Here is an 18,025-nt window from a genome sequence, read left to right on the forward strand (position 1 = left end):
TTTGATTCATTCAGGCGTTCTTTGTGGAGAGAATAAGGAATTTTGTTTGGAAGCGTTTACAAATCTGCACATAGCGGTGGGGGCTAAGAAGGTGATTGCAGCCAAATCGTTGTCTATAGTGATAATCTAGGTTAGATTAAATAGACCATTACCTTTCTAACTAGACTGTAGTCTGATAGTAAACCATACGTGAATATTCTGTCAATTATTACCTGGAGGTTTTTTGTATGATTGAACCTAGAAAAAAGCAACTTAGGGGAGAAAAAACTCGTGAAAAAATTTTAAAAATGTCTTTAAAGCTTTTTAGTGAAAAAGGTTATGATAAAGTTACAGTAGATGAAATCGTAAAAAAAAGCGGTACATCAAAGGGATCATTTTACCAACACTTTTCTGCGAAATCAGACATCTTCTTAATGAGGTTCAAAGAAGTTGATGATTATTATCAAAAAGTCTATCAATCGTTTCCAATTGATATGGCCGCTCTTGATAAATTATCTATTTTCATTCGTAAATTGATGTGTTTTCTAGAAGAAGAAATGGGCAAAGATTTAATGAAAGTCATATACAGTTCCGCATTGGATTCAAAAGAACATACATACTTTATAAATTCAAATCGCTCACTATTTAAAATTATTCGTTTCTTAATTGAAGAAGCAAAAGAACAAAACGGGATTAGCACAGACCAATCCATTGATGAAATTTCAACACTTATCATACAAAGTCTGATGGGGATCATTTATCATTGGGGATTAAACAACTCCGAACGTACACTGGAATCATTATCCATGCCACTAACCGAAACAATCATTAATGGCTTGAAAATGAAGACCTAATACACTCCTACTTAAATGGAAAGTTCATTGAATGTTCGTCGAATCCCACTGAGCAGTGAGGGTGACTCCACTATTGTTTTTATTATTGAACTTGAGTGTCAGACAAATTAATAGAGGAGCCGAAAGCTATTTATCATGAAACGATTTTTCATTGTCATCCTATATGCTCTATTATTCGGTTTATCACTACAGGCTTTTCATTTCAAACTTGACCACCCTATTGCAGAAGATATCAGCCGGCTGATGCCGGTTAAAATGAAAGCAATACAAGCAGAAGATAATGAGGAAGCAATCAAAAGAATCATTTTAGAAGCAAACGAAAACGATGATCCAATCTCCATCGGCGGAATGCAGCACAGCCAAGGTGGACAGACATTATATCCAAATGGAATCCTGCTCGATATGAAGCGTTACGATAAAGTCCTTGATTTAGATGTAAAAGGTAAACGCATCACCGTTCAAAGCGGGGCAACCTGGGCTGATTTGCAAGAATATATCAACCCCTATGGACTTGCATTGAAAGTGAGCCAATCTCAAAATATTTTTACAATAGGCGGTTCTTTGAGCGTGAATGTCCATGGCCGCGATATCCGGCACCATGCCTTGATAGAAACCGTGGAATCATTTAGATTGCTTAACGCGAAAGGGCAAGTCCTTACAGTTAGCCGCAAAGAAAATTCGGAGCTCTTCTCTTCGGTCATCGGCGGATATGGTTTATTTGGCGTAATACTTGATGTGACTCTCCAGCTTACCGATGACGAACTTTATAAAATCAAAACTAAATCACTCCATTATGATGAATATACGTCGTATTTTAAAAAAGAGGTTTTGCAAAACGATGATGTTAAGATGCATCTAGCAAGAATATCCGTTGCTCCTGGCTCCTATTTAGACGAAATGTATGTAACGGATTATTATAGGGCAAATGACCAAGCACAATTATCAAACTATGATACTCTCAAACGTGAAACGATCATAGCCGTGCCTAAATTTTTTCTTGGTCTATCGCGTTATAATGACTGGGGTAAAGAGAGGTTTTGGGAAACTCAAGAGACCTACACCGCCAATATAAATGGCAATTTGATATCCAGGAATAATGCGATGCGGTCGGACTCTGCCTTTATGGATTACAGCAATCCCTCTAAAACGGATGTCCTTCAAGAATACTTCGTTCCGATCGATCAATTTGCTGATTATATCGATGATCTAAGAAAAACTTTATCTGACGAAAAGGATTTTAATTTATTAAACATTACCATTCGTTATGTGGAGCAAAATGATGAATCCATGATGTCTTATGCCAAGGAAGATATGTTCGCTCTTGTTATGCTCATCAATCAAGGAACTGATAATGAGAGTAAGGAAAATTCGGGCAGGGTCATCCGGAACATGATTGATGTGACGCTTAACCATAACGGCAGCTACTATTTGCCCTATTATGGTTATCCCACTAAGCGGCAATTATATGAAGCCTATCCGCGTACTGAGGACTTCTTTCAATTAAAAAAGAAATATGATCCCGATAATCGCTTCATGAATCTTTTCTTTGAGGAGTATCATCCATGAATTATAAACGTTTCATTGTTTACCAAGGCACTGTAGGAATGGCTGCCAGCATGATTTTCCCATTTTATATTTTGCTAATTAAAAATGTAGGTACCAGCTATTCGCAATTTGGCTGGGCATATGGAATATTCTCACTTACAGCAGCACTAAGTTATCCTTTAATCGGTAAATTAACGGACAGAGCAGGCGACAAAGTTTTTCTCCTTATTTATTCATGGGGAATGGCTCTAATCCTTCTTGCTTTTCCTCTCGCATATGAAACCTGGCATGTCTATCTCTTGCAGATTGTAATGGGGATTCTTGGCGCTATGCAAAAAAACACTGAAAAAACAGTTCTTGCAAGATATGTTATGAAAACGACGGCGGGAAAGGAAATTGGAAATTACCATGTTTGGACATCCATTGGTGCCGCAGCTGCCGTTATAGCAACCGGATATTTAGTGGACTTTTTAACGATTGGAAGCATTTTTTATCTTGCATCCTTCATGTTTGCCTGGAGTGGTTTTATTATGATGAAGATGGGGAAAACCACAACGCTTTCCCTCGAAGAATAAATTAGACACCTTTTTCTTTTTTGCAAAGAAGCATCTGCTTTCACCCAAAGCTGATGCTTCTTTTAATATAACAATCTTGTAGTCAAGATACACTAGAAAGAAAAAACAGCAAACTAGTTGCCAGCTTCTTTTAAAAGTCCTTCAAATCCAGCCATACCATGTAATGCATCATCCTTTTCCATATCATCAAGGGCATTATCTATCTCCTATATTCTCTACAGGCAAGGTAATGACTTCCGCCGTTTTCTTTCGTTTCATTGGAAAGTAATATAAGGCAGCCGGTAAGAAAAGTCCTACAGCCCAAGCTAAATCTGGTCTCCCTTTGTTAGTTCTGCTTGTGTTGTTATTCTAAATCGTTTTGTTCTTAGTCATGCACGTGACCCCAAAGTATCTAAAATCGTTCTTTTGCGTCGCTTCCCTCATGTCTCTTTCACTTTATTTACTTCAATTTTCAACATGATACTTCTATAGAAGTAGGGTTCACCGTCATCATTTCGGAATCTAAAGATTCAAAATCCGTTTGTAAATCGTTGGAGCTACATGAGATTCATTTGCATCCTTCGCTTATACCAGCAACCTTCTCATGTTTTCCTTTGCTAAAAACCATAGTTTTTTGTATATATATTCTAGCGTGGTGTATTCCTGGATATATATTATTTTGTTTGTCACTATAATACTTTCCCTTCTTCCGCAATACTTTCGCTGCATTCCAGTACAAGAAGTCAGTCATCTAAAATTCCATTTTCCAATCGGTACAATTCCCATAGATTCACCTCAAATTAATTCCTTTTTAGTGAGCGTTTTTAGCAGTTTGCAGCAGTCAATTTTTGAGTAACATGCAAACCAAAGGAAATATACGGCCTCTCGATGTAGTTTACGTCAATGTGGGTATCACAGCATTTTCCCTGGGACATTTCTGATGGAAATCTTCATCCCTTTTTTTAAAAAGGCTTTGTTAAGTAGTATTGTTGTTTTTCAGGTATAAAATATGGGAACGTCCGATTTGGACGTTCCCGTTCTTATTCCATTAAAGCCCCCTATAATGGAATAACTGTATAGCTAATGAAGCTTTTTTAAAAGCTGTGTTTCCCTGCCCAAGCTCCTTGCATTTTACTTAGGAATACAATTTGCCCAATATGATATGCGTCGTGCAATGCTAAACTCTTCAGTTCAAGCACTAATGATCTTTCTCCAGGGATCTGTCTATACAAATCTTCATGTTCTGATTTTGCTAGTATTTTTTCAAGTTCACGATGAACATAAAAGTATTCTTGTTTTGTTTCCTTCCAATTTTGAAACGTCTCAGTTGGTAATCGAAATGTAGATTCATTATCTTCTGCCTGGGGTTCATTCGCTGTTTCACCAAGAAATCGCATCAGAAGTCTCTTTTTATAGAAGAGTAAATGACAAACTAATTCCCAAATGGAATTCATTGCCCCCTCACCTGGTTTCCAAATTGCCTGTTCAAAAGTAATAACCTCTAGCACTTTTTCAAGTGGTGGAAACCAGTCTTCTTCATCTAAGCAGCTTGCCCATTGTTGTAACAAAAGTGTCTTTACATCCATTTTCTATTCCCTCCAATTTAATCCCTTTAATAGATAATCCCTTTGGTCAAAATTCATTTGCGGCGTTTTGTAGATAGCTCACTAATTAAGGTGTCATGCCAATTCCTTGTTCAATTAAACTGGCCCTTTAACGGAACAAGGAACGTTCCGTTATTTGGAAAATTCTGATAACCTTAGTTTATCATAAGTTATGTTAACTGAGAAAGAACAACTGTCTAAAACCATTTTGGTTATCGTAAAGTTATCTTTTATATGTTTGATGGTGTCTAAGAATTGGAACCAGCTCAAATAATGGTCTAGATATTTAGTCGCTACACCATTAAAACGTTCTCTTTTGGTGGTCTCTGGCTACAAGAACGCATACTTGGTCCTTATTTATTCCTCTAAACTCCGAACTACCACCGCGTAACCTTGGTTTTCGACCTTGGATATTCCGTTTTCCCTTCTCGGAATAGAGGAAATAGGTTTCATCCATTTCTACTATGCTTTCGAAAAGTTCAAAATCCATCTGTTTCAATGCAGTTAGAATTTTATGCCTCCAATAAAAAAGCGTCACATAATGAGCACCAATGAGTTTAGCTGATTTCCGAAGGGAATACCCTTCAATCATACATTCGATGAACTGAAGCCATTTACTAGGCATATGAGTTCTGTGAAGAGGTTCGTCATATCTGTGAATGTTTTACCGCACTCTTTGCAGCGGTATCTTTGACGTTCAATGGTATTGATTGTAGTTTTTACCTAATATTTATCGAAGCGAATGACATTAGTGGATTGACAATGGATGCAGGTGTAGCCGTCTTTGTGTTTCTGTTCTGATACATCAGTGAATGCAGACTCTGTTTCTCCCGCACTCCCTAATGAGTTTGTGAAGAACTCCTTCAATCGCTGCTGGTCTCTTTGGCTAAGATTTCTGATTTGGTTAATGATTTCCGCTAACGCCATTAAAACTCACTCGCTCTCAGTAATTTCAGTTCATTACAGAACGTCCGTTCGCGAAAATCAAAAAACAACATTATTCTTTAACAAAGCCTTTTAAAAAAAGTTTGCCACACTGGTGCTCTCGATGCTTCGGCAGCCTTTTTCCAACATGATTTATCTTTTGTTTTAATAATCCGCTGAATTCCCGGATTATCATAAATTGTTGAATTCGCCATTCTTCCTATCTGGTGGCAGGATGTCATCCATTTTTGTTTTTGCATGCCGACGGTATAAAACTGTCCAGGCAATGGTCGCCCCTAGAATCGAATAGAAAACAACTGGTGATACAGCCAAAAAGGATGCTACTGACAAGCGGAGCAACAAGAGCATTTTAACAACTGCTTCCCCGACCAAAGCGATTCCCCACACAGCGGTCATCAACCTGACGACAAAACGAAAATACGCAACATCCCAATTTTGTTCAAATTTACCCTTCTTGTTATTTTCCCCACTCACACTAAAGCGAATGCCGAAGTGATAAATTAACGGTTTGCTGAACATTAAAGAACCGATAAAAATAAGCCCCAAAAATCCGGTAACCATTGATTCTCTCATTAAAATCCACTTTTCACTTCCGTCAAATAAAAAGGCCAAAAGACTAAGGACGAACCCAGTCAGCATAAACAAACCAAACGCATCGGCCTTTCGGTGTATCATAAAATGATAAAGATTATCCGCCAAAGGGATAATCGTTGCGAATAACAAAGAAGTAAAACCGGAGAAATGTGTTAATAAAAGATTATAAACCACCAGCGGCATAATTCCGTTCATAATGATGCTGAATGCAATCGATTTAACCAACTTTACTTTTCCTGATAATTCCACTTTTACCCCTCCCCAATTTCCCCTCACTTATCTCATTCATTATTTATATACTGACAGTGTCTTTGTCGTTCTGTAAATATTATTTTACCATTTTTTTCTTGTTTTCTTGTTCATCAATAATTTAGCAATAGTAATACTCCGTTATTTCTTCCATTAATTTAACATTATAAAAGGTGGAAAGAATGTAGAACTAACCTGCCCCGCTAGTTGACTAAAAAAGCTGCCTTAAGACAGCTCCCATCTTCAGCTATAACCTGTTCCAATTATCTTGTGTATTATTTTCATCACCAGACCACTACAAAATCTTGCTGCCTTTTGATTATCTCAAATTCAGAGTTGAAAAATTCCTTCATACCAAATCCAACTCCGAAGGATTTGAAAGACATAACACCGAAAAATTCTTGCACTTATTAAAATCCGAATTTCTCCATCTTCAAGATTTCCCCAAAAGAAAATATCCGTTACTACAATCATCAACGAATCAAGGTAAAATTAAAAGGCATGAGCCCGGTAGGTTACCGGGTTCATGCCCTCAAGGCTGCCTAAATAAATGAAGTGTCTAACTTTTTGGGTTCACTTCAAGCTTGGCTCTTTTAAGACTTTTTATCATTTCAACTCATTTATACAATTTAATACGATCCTCAAGTGGTTGGAAATCTTTCTCACCAGCTGGGGCTGTTGGATGTCCAAATGGCATTTGGGCAATTAATTTCCAATTAGCTGGAGCATCCCATTCTTTTTTCACCTCATCATCAATTAGAGGGTTATAATGCTGCAAGGTCGCTCCTAATCCTTCTGCTTCGAGCGCAGTCCAAACAACTAATTGGTGCATACCGGATGTTTGTTGGGACCAGATTGGGAAATTATCGGCATATGTGGCAAATTGTTCTTGCAATGATTTCACAACAGATTCATCTTCAAAGAATAATACTGTCCCATATCCAGCTTTAAAGGAATCCATTTTTTGTTGAGTGCCTGTGAAATCTCTCTCACCAACTGCTTTTTTTAAAGCTTGCGTCGTAATGTCCCATAATTTATCATGTGCTGCGCCTGTTAATACAATAAGGCGGGAAGATTGAGAATTAAAAGCCGATGGCGTATGCTTTACGGCAAATTCAACAATTTCCTTAATTTTATCATCGGATACTTGGATCTCTTTATTGATTCCATAATATGAACGTCTCTCTTTAATAGCGGCGTAAAAATCTTTTGTCATCATTCGTTCCTCCTGTATATCTGAATATATATCAAAACATTTATCCCATTTTTTATTTCTACCTGTTTTAGTATGGGCATTAACCTATATATCATTCGCTTATCGTTTTCAGTTATTCTTTAACCAATTCTTTGGTACTTCTTACTGTATCAATGGGACGGACCAATTTTTCAATTTGATCCCTTTTCGGTTCTAAGAAAGGTGGTAAAGATAACTTTTCTCCAAGTGTTTCATACGGCTCATCCCCCATAAATCCAGGACCATCCGTGGCAAACTCGAATAAAATTTGTGGCGCCACTCGTACGTAAAGTGACTCAAAAAAGTGACGATCAACATAGCCAGACGTATGAAATTGGAAGCTTTCCATTCGTTTGATCCATTCTTCTAAAACGGAACGATCTTCTACACGGAATGCTGTATGGTGAACAGTACCAAAACCTTGTCGCGCCTGAGGAAGGACCGAATTATGTTCGACAATCACCTGGGCTCCATTCCCACCCTCACCTACTTCAAATAGATGGAATGATCCTTCGTTGTCTATTTCTTTGAACAATAGAACTTTTTCCATCATTTCTTTAAAATAATCGAAGTTTGCGATACGAATGAAAATGGGGCCTAATCCTGTTATGGCGTACTCCAGAGGAATCGGTCCGTTTTGCCAAGGGATTCCGGCTGCTACCCCTTCATTGTTTTCATCGGATATCAATTGATATTGCTGATCATCAAAATCAACAAAAGAAATGACCTTTTTACCAAATTGTTTCTGAATTCCTGTGTTCCCCACTTCTAAACGGTCAAAACGTTTAACCCAATATTCTAATGCGGCATCATTCGGTACACGGAAAGATGTTTTTGAAATCTCATTTGTTCCATGCACTCCTTTTGGAATGCCAGGAAAGTCGAAGAAAGTCATGTCCGTGCCTGGACCGCCAACATCATCTGCAAAAAACAGGTGATAAGTTTGGATATCATCTTGGTTCACTGTTTTCTTCACTAAACGCATACCTAATATATAAGTGAAGAATTCATAATTTTTTTCTGCACTGCTAGTTATGGCCGTTACATGGTGTATTCCTTTTAATCCATTCATTTATTATTCCTCCTCTAAACGATTCAACTTTTTTGTGTTCAGTTTTTAAAATTAATTCCCTACATTTTCCCTTCAATATGAGTAGCCTATTCATGAGGGTGAACAATAAAGATTTTTTCAGGGAGCAACATTATCTCGAATTAATATATCTTTAATTAAAGATAATTTACCATGGAAAACAATTGCTGTCAATGATTAAGAAATGTTCAAGAACAAATAAAGGAATCCATTTTACCCTTAATTAATATATCTCAATTTAAAAGTAATTTTACACAAATAAAACACCTTTGTCAACATTCCTATTTTGTTTTAGGATTGTTAAAGGTGCATGTTTCCTTATTTTTTTAAAGAGAATCTCGGTATCCATACACCAAGAAATCACCTTTTCCTTGTTACACACGCAGCCAAGAAGTTAATAAATTTCAGTCGCATTTGCCGGTAGGTCCTGGATATGTTTCAGGTAACTATACACACGCCGATCATATTGATAAGGATAATCACAATTCAAATGTTTACCCACATATGCGGCAGTACTGTCAAAATGATCACACATTGCAAATAATGCATTCCATATACCATCAATGCTTCCATCTGCATAGGTGGCAAGTAATTGCTCCCAGCTCTTTTCCGATATAAATTTCTCAAGGTATTTACCTGACTTACCTACACTTACTGAAAAATTCGTATCAATGCCCACCTTCCATTCCAGCATTTGAATGTGCATCGACCGTATATGAGATAGATGCTCCTGTGCGTAAAGAATTTCCTTCCTCCATAACCCCTTTGCTACATACGTGGAAATCCACCAGTATTCATTGCAACAATCATCAAAGAATTCAATTGTAGGCTTTTTCACCCAGTAATCCCTATCAGACGGAGGGGGAATGGAAGGAAGGCACGAATCTTTGTCCATTAAAATGACCGTCAGCTTATCCTCTTTACAATATCTATCCTTTTCACTTAAAGGGACTAATTGTAAATCAATTCGGTTTCCGTCAGTAAACTGCATCAAATAAGAGAAACGTCCTCCTAATTCTTGTGGGAACAATTGACTGTCTTCTGGCGTTTGCATGATGATCCGTTTACCGAAGTCATCTATCCAATCAGGGGTCTGCAGAAAAGATTTCAAATCCGTAACAAGATACACGATATCATAATCTTGAAACACATCCTTTTGGACATTGGAATTCGTCCGTGACCCATTCATCCCAACGGCTCGAATCCGGTCATCATTTTCTGCTATATGTACTATTAATGAAAACATCTCTTCTTCTGTTCGCATTCAACATATACCTCCTGTTAATGGAACCGGCCTTGCGTGATGACTCAATATATGTTTGTACCCTCTTGAAAGGACGTTTCAATGATTTCTTTTATTCTGGCCAAAAATTTACCACATACCAACCCATCAAGGACCCGATGGTCGATGGATAAACAGAGATTTACCATATTCCTTACGGCAATCATATCATCAATGATTACGGGACGTTTGACGATTGACTCAACTTGAAGGATGGCTGCCTGTGGATGATTGATAATCCCCATTGACTGAATGGACCCGAAGGCACCTGTGTTATTAATCGTGAATGTACCATCCTGCATATCTTCAGGCTTTAATTTACCCGTTCTCGCTTTTAGGGCTAGTTCATGGATATACCTTGCTATTCCCTTAATTGATTTTTCATCCACCTGCTTGATCACGGGAACAAATAAAGCATTACTAGAAGCAATGGCAATTGATATATTGATATCTTTCTTTTCTATGATTTTATCATCAGCCCACATCGAGTTCATTTCCGGGAATTCCGTAATTGCTTGAGAAATGGCTTTGATGAAAAAAGCAAAGTAAGTTAAATTATAGCCTTCTTTTTGTTTGAATTCAGCTTTCAATGAATCACGAAGCTTAACAAGCTCCGTTGCATCGACTTCGACCATCATCCAAGCATGAGGGATTTCAGTTTTACTTTTCACCATATTGGCTGCGGTTTTTTTTCTGATGCCCGTAATTGGAATCTCTAGATCGCCAACCGAAGCGATTGATTTTTCAATATGTGAGCTCAGCTTTTCATTAGTCTCGTAAAGAGCAGTAACTGAAGGGACAGAATTCGCTTCATACGTATCTATTCCTTCTTGTAGGTGTTTGACTAAATCTTTCCGGGTGATTCTTCCAGCTCCCCCAGACCCTTTGACACTCGATAAATCAATCCCATTTTCCTGGGAAATTTTCAAAACTGCTGGTGAGTACCTTGGTTTAATGGATTCAGGGTTAGTGACTGTTTCTAACATTTTCTCATTTTCTGATGAATATTGGTCACTGGTCTCATTTTTTTCACTGCCGCCCTCTGCTTCAATTGTACAAATCACTTCATCAACGAGAATTGTTTCATTTTCCCTTGCAACTATTTTTATGATCCGTCCTGTAAAGGATGAGGGAATTTCTGCTGACACCTTATCCGTCATCACTTCTGCAATTGGATCGTATTTATTTACATGGTCCCCAGGCTTAATGAGCCACGTTAAGATCGTTCCTTCCGTTACACTTTCCCCCAGCTGGGGCATTTTCATATTTTCTATTTTCAAGGTTCCTTCCCTCCATGCCGCTCGGGTTAATAGGCAGCTAGGTCACGCAGTGCCTTTTCCACTTTTTCAGGATTCACCATGAAGGATTTTTCCAATGATGGGGAGTATGGCATCGCTGGAACATCTGGGCCTGCCAGTCTCATGATTGGAGCATCCAAATCGAAGAGGCAGTTTTCTGCAATAATTGCCGATACTTCACCAATGATGCTTCCTTCCTTATTATCTTCAGTAATCAATAGCACTTTTCCAGTTTTCGATGCTGCTTCAATGATGGCCTCTTGGTCTAGTGGATAAACCGTTCGTAAATCAAGTATGTGAACAGAAATGCCATCACTGGCCAGCTTTTCCGCTGCTTGAAGTGCAAAATGGACACAAAGTCCGTAAGTAATCACGGTAACATCCTCACCGTTACGCTTAACATCAGCTTTACCAATGGGTAAAACATAATCATCATTCGGCACTTCTTCTTTAATCAGGCGATAGGCACGTTTATGCTCAAAGAAAAGGACTGGGTCCTCATCACGGATGGCTGCTTTCAACAACCCTTTCACATCATAGGGCGTGGAAGGCATGACAATTTTCAGTCCCGGTTGATTGGCAAAAATGGCTTCAACGGACTGTGAATGATATAGCGCCCCATGAACTCCTCCACCGTATGGCGCCCTAATCACGATCGGACATTGCCAATCATTATTGGAGCGATAACGGATCTTTGCAGCTTCTGAAATGATTTGGTTAATTGCAGGCATGATAAAATCAGCAAATTGCATCTCCGCAATCGGCCTCATTCCATACATGGCCGCTCCAATGCCAACCCCGGCAATTGCCGATTCAGCAAGTGGAGTGTCAATGACTCGTTGCTCCCCAAATTGTTCGTACAAACCTGATGTCGCTTTAAAAACCCCGCCCTTTTTCCCTACGTCTTCACCTAATACAAATACACGGGAATCACGTTCCATCTCTTCACGTATTGCCATTATCACGGCATCTATATAAGATATCACTGCCATCTTCTTTCCTCCTTACTTATCTGCATAAACATATTTTGAGAGCGTGTCTTCATTTGGATATGGAGCGTTTTCCGCATAATCCGTCGCTTCATTCACTATGTTCATTATTTCCTCATTCATTTGTTTTTCCAATTGATCATCCATGACCCCAGTTGCTTTTAAATAGGCACCAAATGTAATCATCGAATCGATTTTTTTTGCCTCCGATACTTCCTCAGGGGACCTGTATTGACTATCATCATCATCGCTTGAGTGAGGTGTAAGCCTATATGAAACCGTTTCAATTAAGCTTGGCCCTTCACCACGCCTACCTCTCTCAGCCGCTTCCTTGACCACTCGGTATACTTCAATCGGATCATTTCCATCAACTGTTACCCCTGGCATGCCGTAACCAATGGCCCGGTCCGACACTTTCCCACAAGCCAACTGTTTTTCAATCGGGACGGAAATGGCATACTGATTATTCTCGCACATCAAGATAACTGGAAGTTTATGAACACCTGCAAAATTCGCCCCTTCATGGAAATCACCTTGGTTCGATGATCCCTCTCCAAATGTAACGAATGAAACGATATCTTTTCCTTCCATTTTTGCTGCTAGTGCAATCCCCACAGCATGTGGCACTTGAGTGGTAACTGGCGAAGAACCCGTCACGATACGATTCTTTTTTTGCCCAAAATGCCCAGGCATTTGCCGTCCCCCTGAATTCGGATCTTCTGCTTTTGCAAAGCTGGATAACATTAAATCTCTAGCAGTCATCCCAAACGCAAGCACTACCCCAAGATCCCGATAATAAGGAAGAACGTAATCCCTTTCACGATTTAATGCAAACGCAGCCCCCACTTGAGCAGCTTCCTGACCTTGACAAGAAACGACAAACGGAATTTTCCCTGATCTGTTCAACAACCACATACGTTCATCTATACGTCTTGCCAACAACATCACTTTATACATCTCAAGCACTTTTTCATCACTTATGCCTGCCTGTAGATGACGGTTTTCTACCATACGTCATCATCCTCCTTATGTATTCTCATTTCGATATAAAACCATTAAAAACTTATCATTTAATTATACTATCTGCTGTTATTACCTGGTACTAATTTATCGCAATATTATCCTAACACTTTTTCTATCACTTTTACAACTATTTAACTATGTTAAAAAGAACCTTTTTCTGACTATTCGAAATAAGGACATCACTTGAAAGCTCTTTAATATGTTAGAACCTTACCTTAACAATAAAGAAAAATAACGAGCATATAGAACCTTTTTATCTATTTACTTCCTTACCTGTGTTGGATTTTGCACTTTTTTATGTAAGGACCAAAGGTAAAAAAAATCGAACTGTTGAAATTATTTTTTTTGCTTGACTATGTGGAAAAATAGTTGTAAATTTTAATGATTCAAAAAAATAACTGTTCGTTTTGGAACAGTTCAAAAAAGAAAGAATGTGATGTCCTTTGGAGACTGAAAATCAAAAATTAATGCGTTCCGCAAAACTTTTACGTTCATTTTGGTACGTGCAGAAAAATATAATGCGGATCGTTCAAAAAACAGCAGTAGAATACGGATTATCAGTTCCACAATATTCTATTTTGATGACCATTATCCTTTACAAAGAGATGACGCAAAAAAATGTTGGGGAGAAAACATTTCTTCCAAAAAGCACACTGAGCCAATCGGTCGATGGTCTTGTTCGTGCAGGCCTGCTCCATCGTGAGCCAGTGGAGGGCAACCGTCGTGAGATTCAGCTGACCATCACCGAAAAGGGAAAAAATCTATTGAAAACGATTCATTTGCATGAAGGCAGCATTCACCAATCCTTTCAAGCGGTCATTGAAATGCTTACTGAAGAACAATTTGAAGGATTGATTGAAACACATCTTCAAATTACAAACTATTTAGAAGTAGAAGCAACAGAACAAGGAGAGTGTTCAAAATGATAAAAATACTGAAAAATTTATCCGTTTATAAATGGATTATTTTAGCAGTTTTCGGACTGGTCTTTATCCAATCGATGTCCGACCTCTTTTTACCGACACTAATGGCAGATATTATTGACAAAGGTGTCGTCCCTGGAGACACTCCCTACATCTGGAAAATCGGTGGAATAATGCTGTTAGTTTCAGCACTTGGCGCCTGTGCTTCCATTATCGCAAGTTACTATTCTTCCAAAGCCGCAATGGGCATGGGACGCGATATCCGCTTGAAAGTCTTTAATCATGTTGAAAAATTTTCATTACAAGAATTTGACGAAGTCGGTACCGCTTCTCTCATTACACGAACGACCAATGATATAACACAAGTCCAGCAAGTGGTTATTATGATGCTTCGTATGGTTATCAGTGCACCCATTATGTTAATAGGCGGAGTGATTATGGCCGTTTCGAAGGATGCCAAATTATCACTTGTCATTGTCGTCACAATGCCTGTGTTGATTGGTTCAATCCTGATCATTCTATATAAAGGTGTCCCTCTTTTTCAGTTGGTGCAAAAACGATTGGACCGTTTGAACCTTGTATTACGAGAAAATTTAACTGGGGTTCGCGTAGTTCGTGCCTTTAATCGTGAAACCCAAGAAAAGGAACGCCTTAAGAAAGCGAATAAAGATTTGACAGATGTCTCAATAAAAGTCAATAAAATCATGGCATTTATGATGCCTATAATGATGCTTGTCATGAACTTGACGGTTGTTGGTATCATTTGGTTTGGTGGAGTTCGGATTGATAACGGCGGTATGCAGATTGGGGACTTAATGGCCTTTATCCAATACGTGATGCAAATTATGTTCGCACTCGTCATGGCATCCATGATGTTCGTTATGGTACCCCGTGCGGCCGTGTCGGCAACACGGATCAACGAAGTCCTTGATATGGAACCTTCATTCCAAGATGAAGGAACGGGAAAGGCAGATCGTGACCGCGGTACCCTTGAATTTGAACATGTGACGTTCAGTTACCCAGGAGCAGAGGAACCTGCATTATCGGATATTAGTTTTTCTGCAAGACCTGGTGAAACCACCGCACTCATCGGGGGAACAGGCTCAGGGAAATCAACGCTCGTAAATTTGATCCCCCGCTTTTATGATATTTCAAGTGGATCCATTCGCGTCAATGGTGTTGATATTCGTAATGCCTCACAAGATGAAGTTCGTTCTAAAATTGGCTTTGTGCCACAAAAAGCCATACTCTTTACGGGTACCATTGCTGACAACATTCGCTTTGGAAAACAAACCGCAACCCAGGAGGAAATTGAGCATGCGGCCCGTATTGCGCAGGCAGAAGATTTTATAAGTCAATTGAAGGAAGGCTATGATGCAGAAATCGAACAAGGCGGATCAAACCTTTCAGGTGGCCAAAAACAACGGCTCTCGATTGCACGGGCACTCATTCGAAAACCGGATATTTATATATTCGATGATAGCTTTTCTGCTCTTGATTTCAAGACAGATGCTAAACTTCGTGCAGCTTTGAAAGATGAAACGAAAACTGCGACCGTATTACTCGTCGCACAGCGTGTTAGTACAGTCGTGGACGCTGACCGAATCATCGTTTTAGACGAAGGGCATATTGTAGGCATTGGTACACACAAAGAGTTGCTTAGCACAAACGACGTATATCGTGAAATCGCCTTATCACAGCTCTCAGAGGAGGAAATTGCATGAGTAATCGAAAAAAAACTCAAAGCGGCGGTCAGATGGGGCACGGCCCTGGTGGCGGTAACATGATGATGATGGGTCAAAAAGCAAAGGATTTTAAAGGAACACTAAGACGTCTCTTGGCCTATTTAAAACCGCGGCGCAACAAATTGATTGCCGTGTTCTTCGCTGCCATCATGAGTACGATTTTCATGATTGTCGGACCAAAAATCATGGGAACGGCGATTACGGAATTATTCGAAGGGGCTTACGGTAAATTCCAAGGAATACCGGGAGCTGCTATTAACTTTGATAAAATTGGCCAGATCCTTCTACTGCTTGCTGGCCTGTATGTCTTAAGCAGCCTTTTCAACTATGTACAACAATACATTATGTCCAGTGTTGCCCAAGATACAGTATATGATTTACGGGAAGATGTTAATAAAAAGCTAGAGAAACTTCCCCTTAAATATTTTGAAGGCCGTCCAAACGGAGAAACACTAAGCAGAATGACAAATGATATTGATTCAATCGGGAGCACCCTTCAACAAAGCTTAACCCAGTTCATCACATCCATTGTAACAATATTGGGTATTATCATTATGATGCTTTCAATCAGCCCATTATTGACACTAATATCCATTGTTAGCTTACCTTTGTCAATATTTGCAATCCGGCCCATTTTAAAAAGATCCCAAAAACATTTTGCCGATCAACAGCGTACACTCGGAGAATTGAATGGGCACATTGAAGAGATGTATACTGGTCATCAAGTCGTTAAAGCATTCGGACATGAAAAAAAGGCGAGTGCCCAGTTTACTAAGGTTAATGAAGAATTGTATAAAGCGGGAAGCAAGGCACAATTTATATCTGGTATCATCATGCCCATGATGTTTTTTATCGGAAATTTGAGCTATGTCCTCATCAGTGTTGTCGGCGGTATATTAGTAACGCAACGTTCGATCTCAATTGGTGATATTCAAGCATTCATCACATATTCAAAGCAGTTCACCCAGCCGATCACTCAAACGGCAAACATCGCAAACATTATTCAGTCTACTGTTGCAGCAGCTGAGCGTGTTTTTGAGCTACTTGATGAAGAAGAGGAAATAAAAGAAAAAACCACAGCTAATTTAAATAGAGCAAATGGTGCTGTCACTTTTGAACAAGTAGACTTTGGGTATGCTGACGACTTGTTAATTAAAGATATGAACATCGATGTGTTGCCTGGACAGACGGTCGCAATTGTAGGACCGACCGGTGCTGGAAAAACGACGATGATAAATCTCTTGATGAGATTTTATGAACTCAATGGCGGAAAGATCAAGATTGATGGTCTTGATACGCGGAATATGTCCCGGAGTGATCTTCGTAGGAACTTTGGGATGGTGCTTCAAGATACCTGGCTCTTTAATGGTACGATTAAGGACAATATCGCTTATGGAAAAAATGGAGCAACAGATGAAGAAATTTATACAGCTGCTCGCATGGCACATGCCGACCATTTCATTCGGACACTGCCAGATGGGTATGAGACAGTTTTAAACGAAGAAGCTTCGAACATCTCACAAGGACAAAAGCAGCTTTTGACCATCGCACGCGCTGTGCTTGCAGATCCACCAATCATGATATTGGATGAAGCGACATCAAGTGTTGACACTCGGACAGAAGTCTTTATCCAAAAGGCGATGAACCAGCTGATGGAAGGACGAACCAGTTTTGTTATTGCCCATCGCCTTTCTACCATTAAGGATGCTGATTTGATTCTTGTTATGGATCAAGGGAAAGTTATTGAGCAAGGAACTCATTCACAACTTTTAGAGGCATCTGGTTTCTACGCAGATCTTTACAATAGCCAGTTTTCTGAAAGTGTAGCAGGATAATAAGAAAGAGGCTCCATTTCATACTGAAATCGAGCCTCTTTTTATATATTTATTTCCACAACCAGCATAAGCATTTTAACTAATGCTTCAGTCATCCATGAAGCGGATAAGTTATAAACAGTATCAATCCCCTCTTTTATTTCCCTTTTTCACAAATTCCCAATCTACCTCAATATTTTTTCTGACTCTTTGAAGAAGGTGAAAAACCATTTCGTCCCTAGAAAATTCGGATAATGTAACTTTATACACTTCTTCTTATTCAAAAAGGATAATCCTTTCACC

14 protein-coding genes and 2 pseudogenes are annotated in these 18,025 nt (G+C 39.1%); 7 read left to right on the forward strand and 9 right to left on the reverse strand.

Annotated features, from left to right (window positions below):
* Positions 1 to 227 precede the first annotated feature (227 nt).
* The 3 genes from LQ203_RS05810 (at position 228) to LQ203_RS05820 (ending at position 2,953) form a co-directional block, all read left to right on the forward strand.
* Entirely contained in the window at positions 228 to 833 is a 606-nt protein-coding gene (locus LQ203_RS05810) for a TetR/AcrR family transcriptional regulator (protein WP_230156502.1), read from the forward strand.
* Between the two features lie 135 nt (positions 834 to 968).
* On the forward strand, positions 969 to 2,399 hold the full coding sequence (locus tag LQ203_RS05815) for an FAD-binding oxidoreductase (RefSeq protein WP_230156504.1): 1,431 nt from the start codon (positions 969 to 971) through the stop codon (positions 2,397 to 2,399).
* Entirely contained in the window at positions 2,396 to 2,953 is a 558-nt protein-coding gene (locus LQ203_RS05820) for an MFS transporter (RefSeq protein WP_230156506.1), read from the forward strand. Before LQ203_RS05815 ends, LQ203_RS05820 begins: the two co-directional genes overlap by 4 nt.
* A 1,073-nt stretch (positions 2,954 to 4,026) precedes the next feature.
* Here the strand turns inward: LQ203_RS05820 and LQ203_RS05825 are convergent.
* The 3 genes and pseudogenes from LQ203_RS05825 to LQ203_RS05835 form a co-directional block, all read right to left on the reverse strand.
* Complete coding sequence (locus LQ203_RS05825; RefSeq protein WP_230156507.1) at positions 4,027 to 4,518, reverse strand: DinB family protein; 492 nt, start codon at positions 4,516 to 4,518, stop codon at positions 4,027 to 4,029.
* 150 nt (positions 4,519 to 4,668) lie between these two features.
* Positions 4,669 to 5,463: pseudogene (locus LQ203_RS05830) on the reverse strand (IS1595 family transposase).
* 189 nt (positions 5,464 to 5,652) lie between these two features.
* Positions 5,653 to 6,324 (reverse strand): VC0807 family protein, encoded by a 672-nt coding sequence (locus LQ203_RS05835; RefSeq protein WP_230156508.1) that lies wholly within the window; start codon positions 6,322 to 6,324, stop codon positions 5,653 to 5,655.
* Between the two features lie 450 nt (positions 6,325 to 6,774).
* On the opposite strand from LQ203_RS05835, the pseudogene LQ203_RS05840 reads away from it, so the two are divergent.
* A pseudogene (locus LQ203_RS05840) lies at positions 6,775 to 6,870 on the forward strand (IS3 family transposase); the annotation flags it as partial.
* A 70-nt stretch (positions 6,871 to 6,940) separates the two neighbouring features.
* Here the strand turns inward: LQ203_RS05840 and LQ203_RS05845 are convergent.
* The 6 genes from LQ203_RS05845 to LQ203_RS05870 all read right to left on the reverse strand — a co-directional run bounded on the left by LQ203_RS05845 (position 6,941) and on the right by LQ203_RS05870 (position 13,228).
* The gene (locus LQ203_RS05845) at positions 6,941 to 7,540 is read right to left on the reverse strand and encodes a nitroreductase family protein (RefSeq protein WP_230156509.1); all 600 of its coding nucleotides are present in this window, start codon (positions 7,538 to 7,540) and stop codon (positions 6,941 to 6,943) included.
* Between the two features lie 112 nt (positions 7,541 to 7,652).
* Positions 7,653 to 8,630 carry a ring-cleaving dioxygenase gene (locus LQ203_RS05850; RefSeq protein WP_230156510.1) on the reverse strand — a complete coding sequence of 326 codons (978 nt, stop codon included), beginning with the start codon at positions 8,628 to 8,630 and terminating at the stop codon, positions 7,653 to 7,655.
* Between the two features lie 412 nt (positions 8,631 to 9,042).
* Complete coding sequence (locus LQ203_RS05855) at positions 9,043 to 9,912, reverse strand: aminoglycoside 6-adenylyltransferase (protein ID WP_230156511.1); 870 nt, start codon at positions 9,910 to 9,912, stop codon at positions 9,043 to 9,045.
* A 44-nt stretch (positions 9,913 to 9,956) separates the two neighbouring features.
* Positions 9,957 to 11,210, reverse strand: a complete 1,254-nt coding sequence (locus tag LQ203_RS05860; protein ID WP_230156512.1) for a dihydrolipoamide acetyltransferase family protein — start codon at positions 11,208 to 11,210, stop codon at positions 9,957 to 9,959.
* Positions 11,211 to 11,236: 26 nt separating this feature from the next.
* Positions 11,237 to 12,220 carry an alpha-ketoacid dehydrogenase subunit beta gene (locus LQ203_RS05865; RefSeq protein WP_230156514.1) on the reverse strand — a complete coding sequence of 328 codons (984 nt, stop codon included), beginning with the start codon at positions 12,218 to 12,220 and terminating at the stop codon, positions 11,237 to 11,239.
* Positions 12,221 to 12,232: 12 nt separating this feature from the next.
* Positions 12,233 to 13,228, reverse strand: coding sequence for a thiamine pyrophosphate-dependent dehydrogenase E1 component subunit alpha (locus tag LQ203_RS05870; RefSeq protein ID WP_230156515.1), 996 nt, complete (start codon positions 13,226 to 13,228; stop codon positions 12,233 to 12,235).
* A gap of 455 nt (positions 13,229 to 13,683) precedes the next feature.
* Between LQ203_RS05870 and LQ203_RS05875 the strand changes: the two genes are divergently transcribed.
* Genes LQ203_RS05875 through LQ203_RS05885 form a run of 3 tightly spaced genes read left to right on the forward strand, consistent with a single transcriptional unit; the run spans position 13,684 to position 17,743 of the window.
* On the forward strand, positions 13,684 to 14,166 hold the full coding sequence (locus LQ203_RS05875; RefSeq protein WP_230156517.1) for a MarR family transcriptional regulator: 483 nt from the start codon (positions 13,684 to 13,686) through the stop codon (positions 14,164 to 14,166).
* The gene (locus LQ203_RS05880; protein ID WP_230156519.1) at positions 14,163 to 15,887 is read left to right on the forward strand and encodes an ABC transporter ATP-binding protein; all 1,725 of its coding nucleotides are present in this window, start codon (positions 14,163 to 14,165) and stop codon (positions 15,885 to 15,887) included. Before LQ203_RS05875 ends, LQ203_RS05880 begins: the two co-directional genes overlap by 4 nt.
* Positions 15,884 to 17,743: an ABC transporter ATP-binding protein gene (locus tag LQ203_RS05885; RefSeq protein WP_230156520.1), complete on the forward strand. Its 1,860-nt coding sequence runs from the start codon at positions 15,884 to 15,886 to the stop codon at positions 17,741 to 17,743. Before LQ203_RS05880 ends, LQ203_RS05885 begins: the two co-directional genes overlap by 4 nt.
* Positions 17,744 to 18,025 lie beyond the last annotated feature (282 nt).

It is taken from the genome of Peribacillus sp. Bi96, from assembly GCF_918698115.1.
Lineage (GTDB): Bacteria > Bacillota > Bacilli > Bacillales > DSM-1321 > Peribacillus.

Coding starts and splice junctions, on each gene's coding strand:
- LQ203_RS05845 (WP_230156509.1), bottom strand. CDS start 7,540: ATGACAAAAGATTTTTACGCCGCTATTAAAGAGAGACGTTCATATTAT.
- LQ203_RS05885 (WP_230156520.1), top strand. CDS start 15,884: ATGAGTAATCGAAAAAAAACTCAAAGCGGCGGTCAGATGGGGCACGGC.
- LQ203_RS05850 (WP_230156510.1), bottom strand. CDS start 8,630: ATGAATGGATTAAAAGGAATACACCATGTAACGGCCATAACTAGCAGT.
- LQ203_RS05865 (WP_230156514.1), bottom strand. CDS start 12,220: ATGGCAGTGATATCTTATATAGATGCCGTGATAATGGCAATACGTGAA.
- LQ203_RS05825 (WP_230156507.1), bottom strand. CDS start 4,518: ATGGATGTAAAGACACTTTTGTTACAACAATGGGCAAGCTGCTTAGAT.
- LQ203_RS05880 (WP_230156519.1), top strand. CDS start 14,163: ATGATAAAAATACTGAAAAATTTATCCGTTTATAAATGGATTATTTTA.
- LQ203_RS05870 (WP_230156515.1), bottom strand. CDS start 13,228: ATGGTAGAAAACCGTCATCTACAGGCAGGCATAAGTGATGAAAAAGTG.
- LQ203_RS05820 (WP_230156506.1), top strand. CDS start 2,396: ATGAATTATAAACGTTTCATTGTTTACCAAGGCACTGTAGGAATGGCT.
- LQ203_RS05855 (WP_230156511.1), bottom strand. CDS start 9,912: ATGCGAACAGAAGAAGAGATGTTTTCATTAATAGTACATATAGCAGAA.
- LQ203_RS05815 (WP_230156504.1), top strand. CDS start 969: ATGAAACGATTTTTCATTGTCATCCTATATGCTCTATTATTCGGTTTA.
- LQ203_RS05810 (WP_230156502.1), top strand. CDS start 228: ATGATTGAACCTAGAAAAAAGCAACTTAGGGGAGAAAAAACTCGTGAA.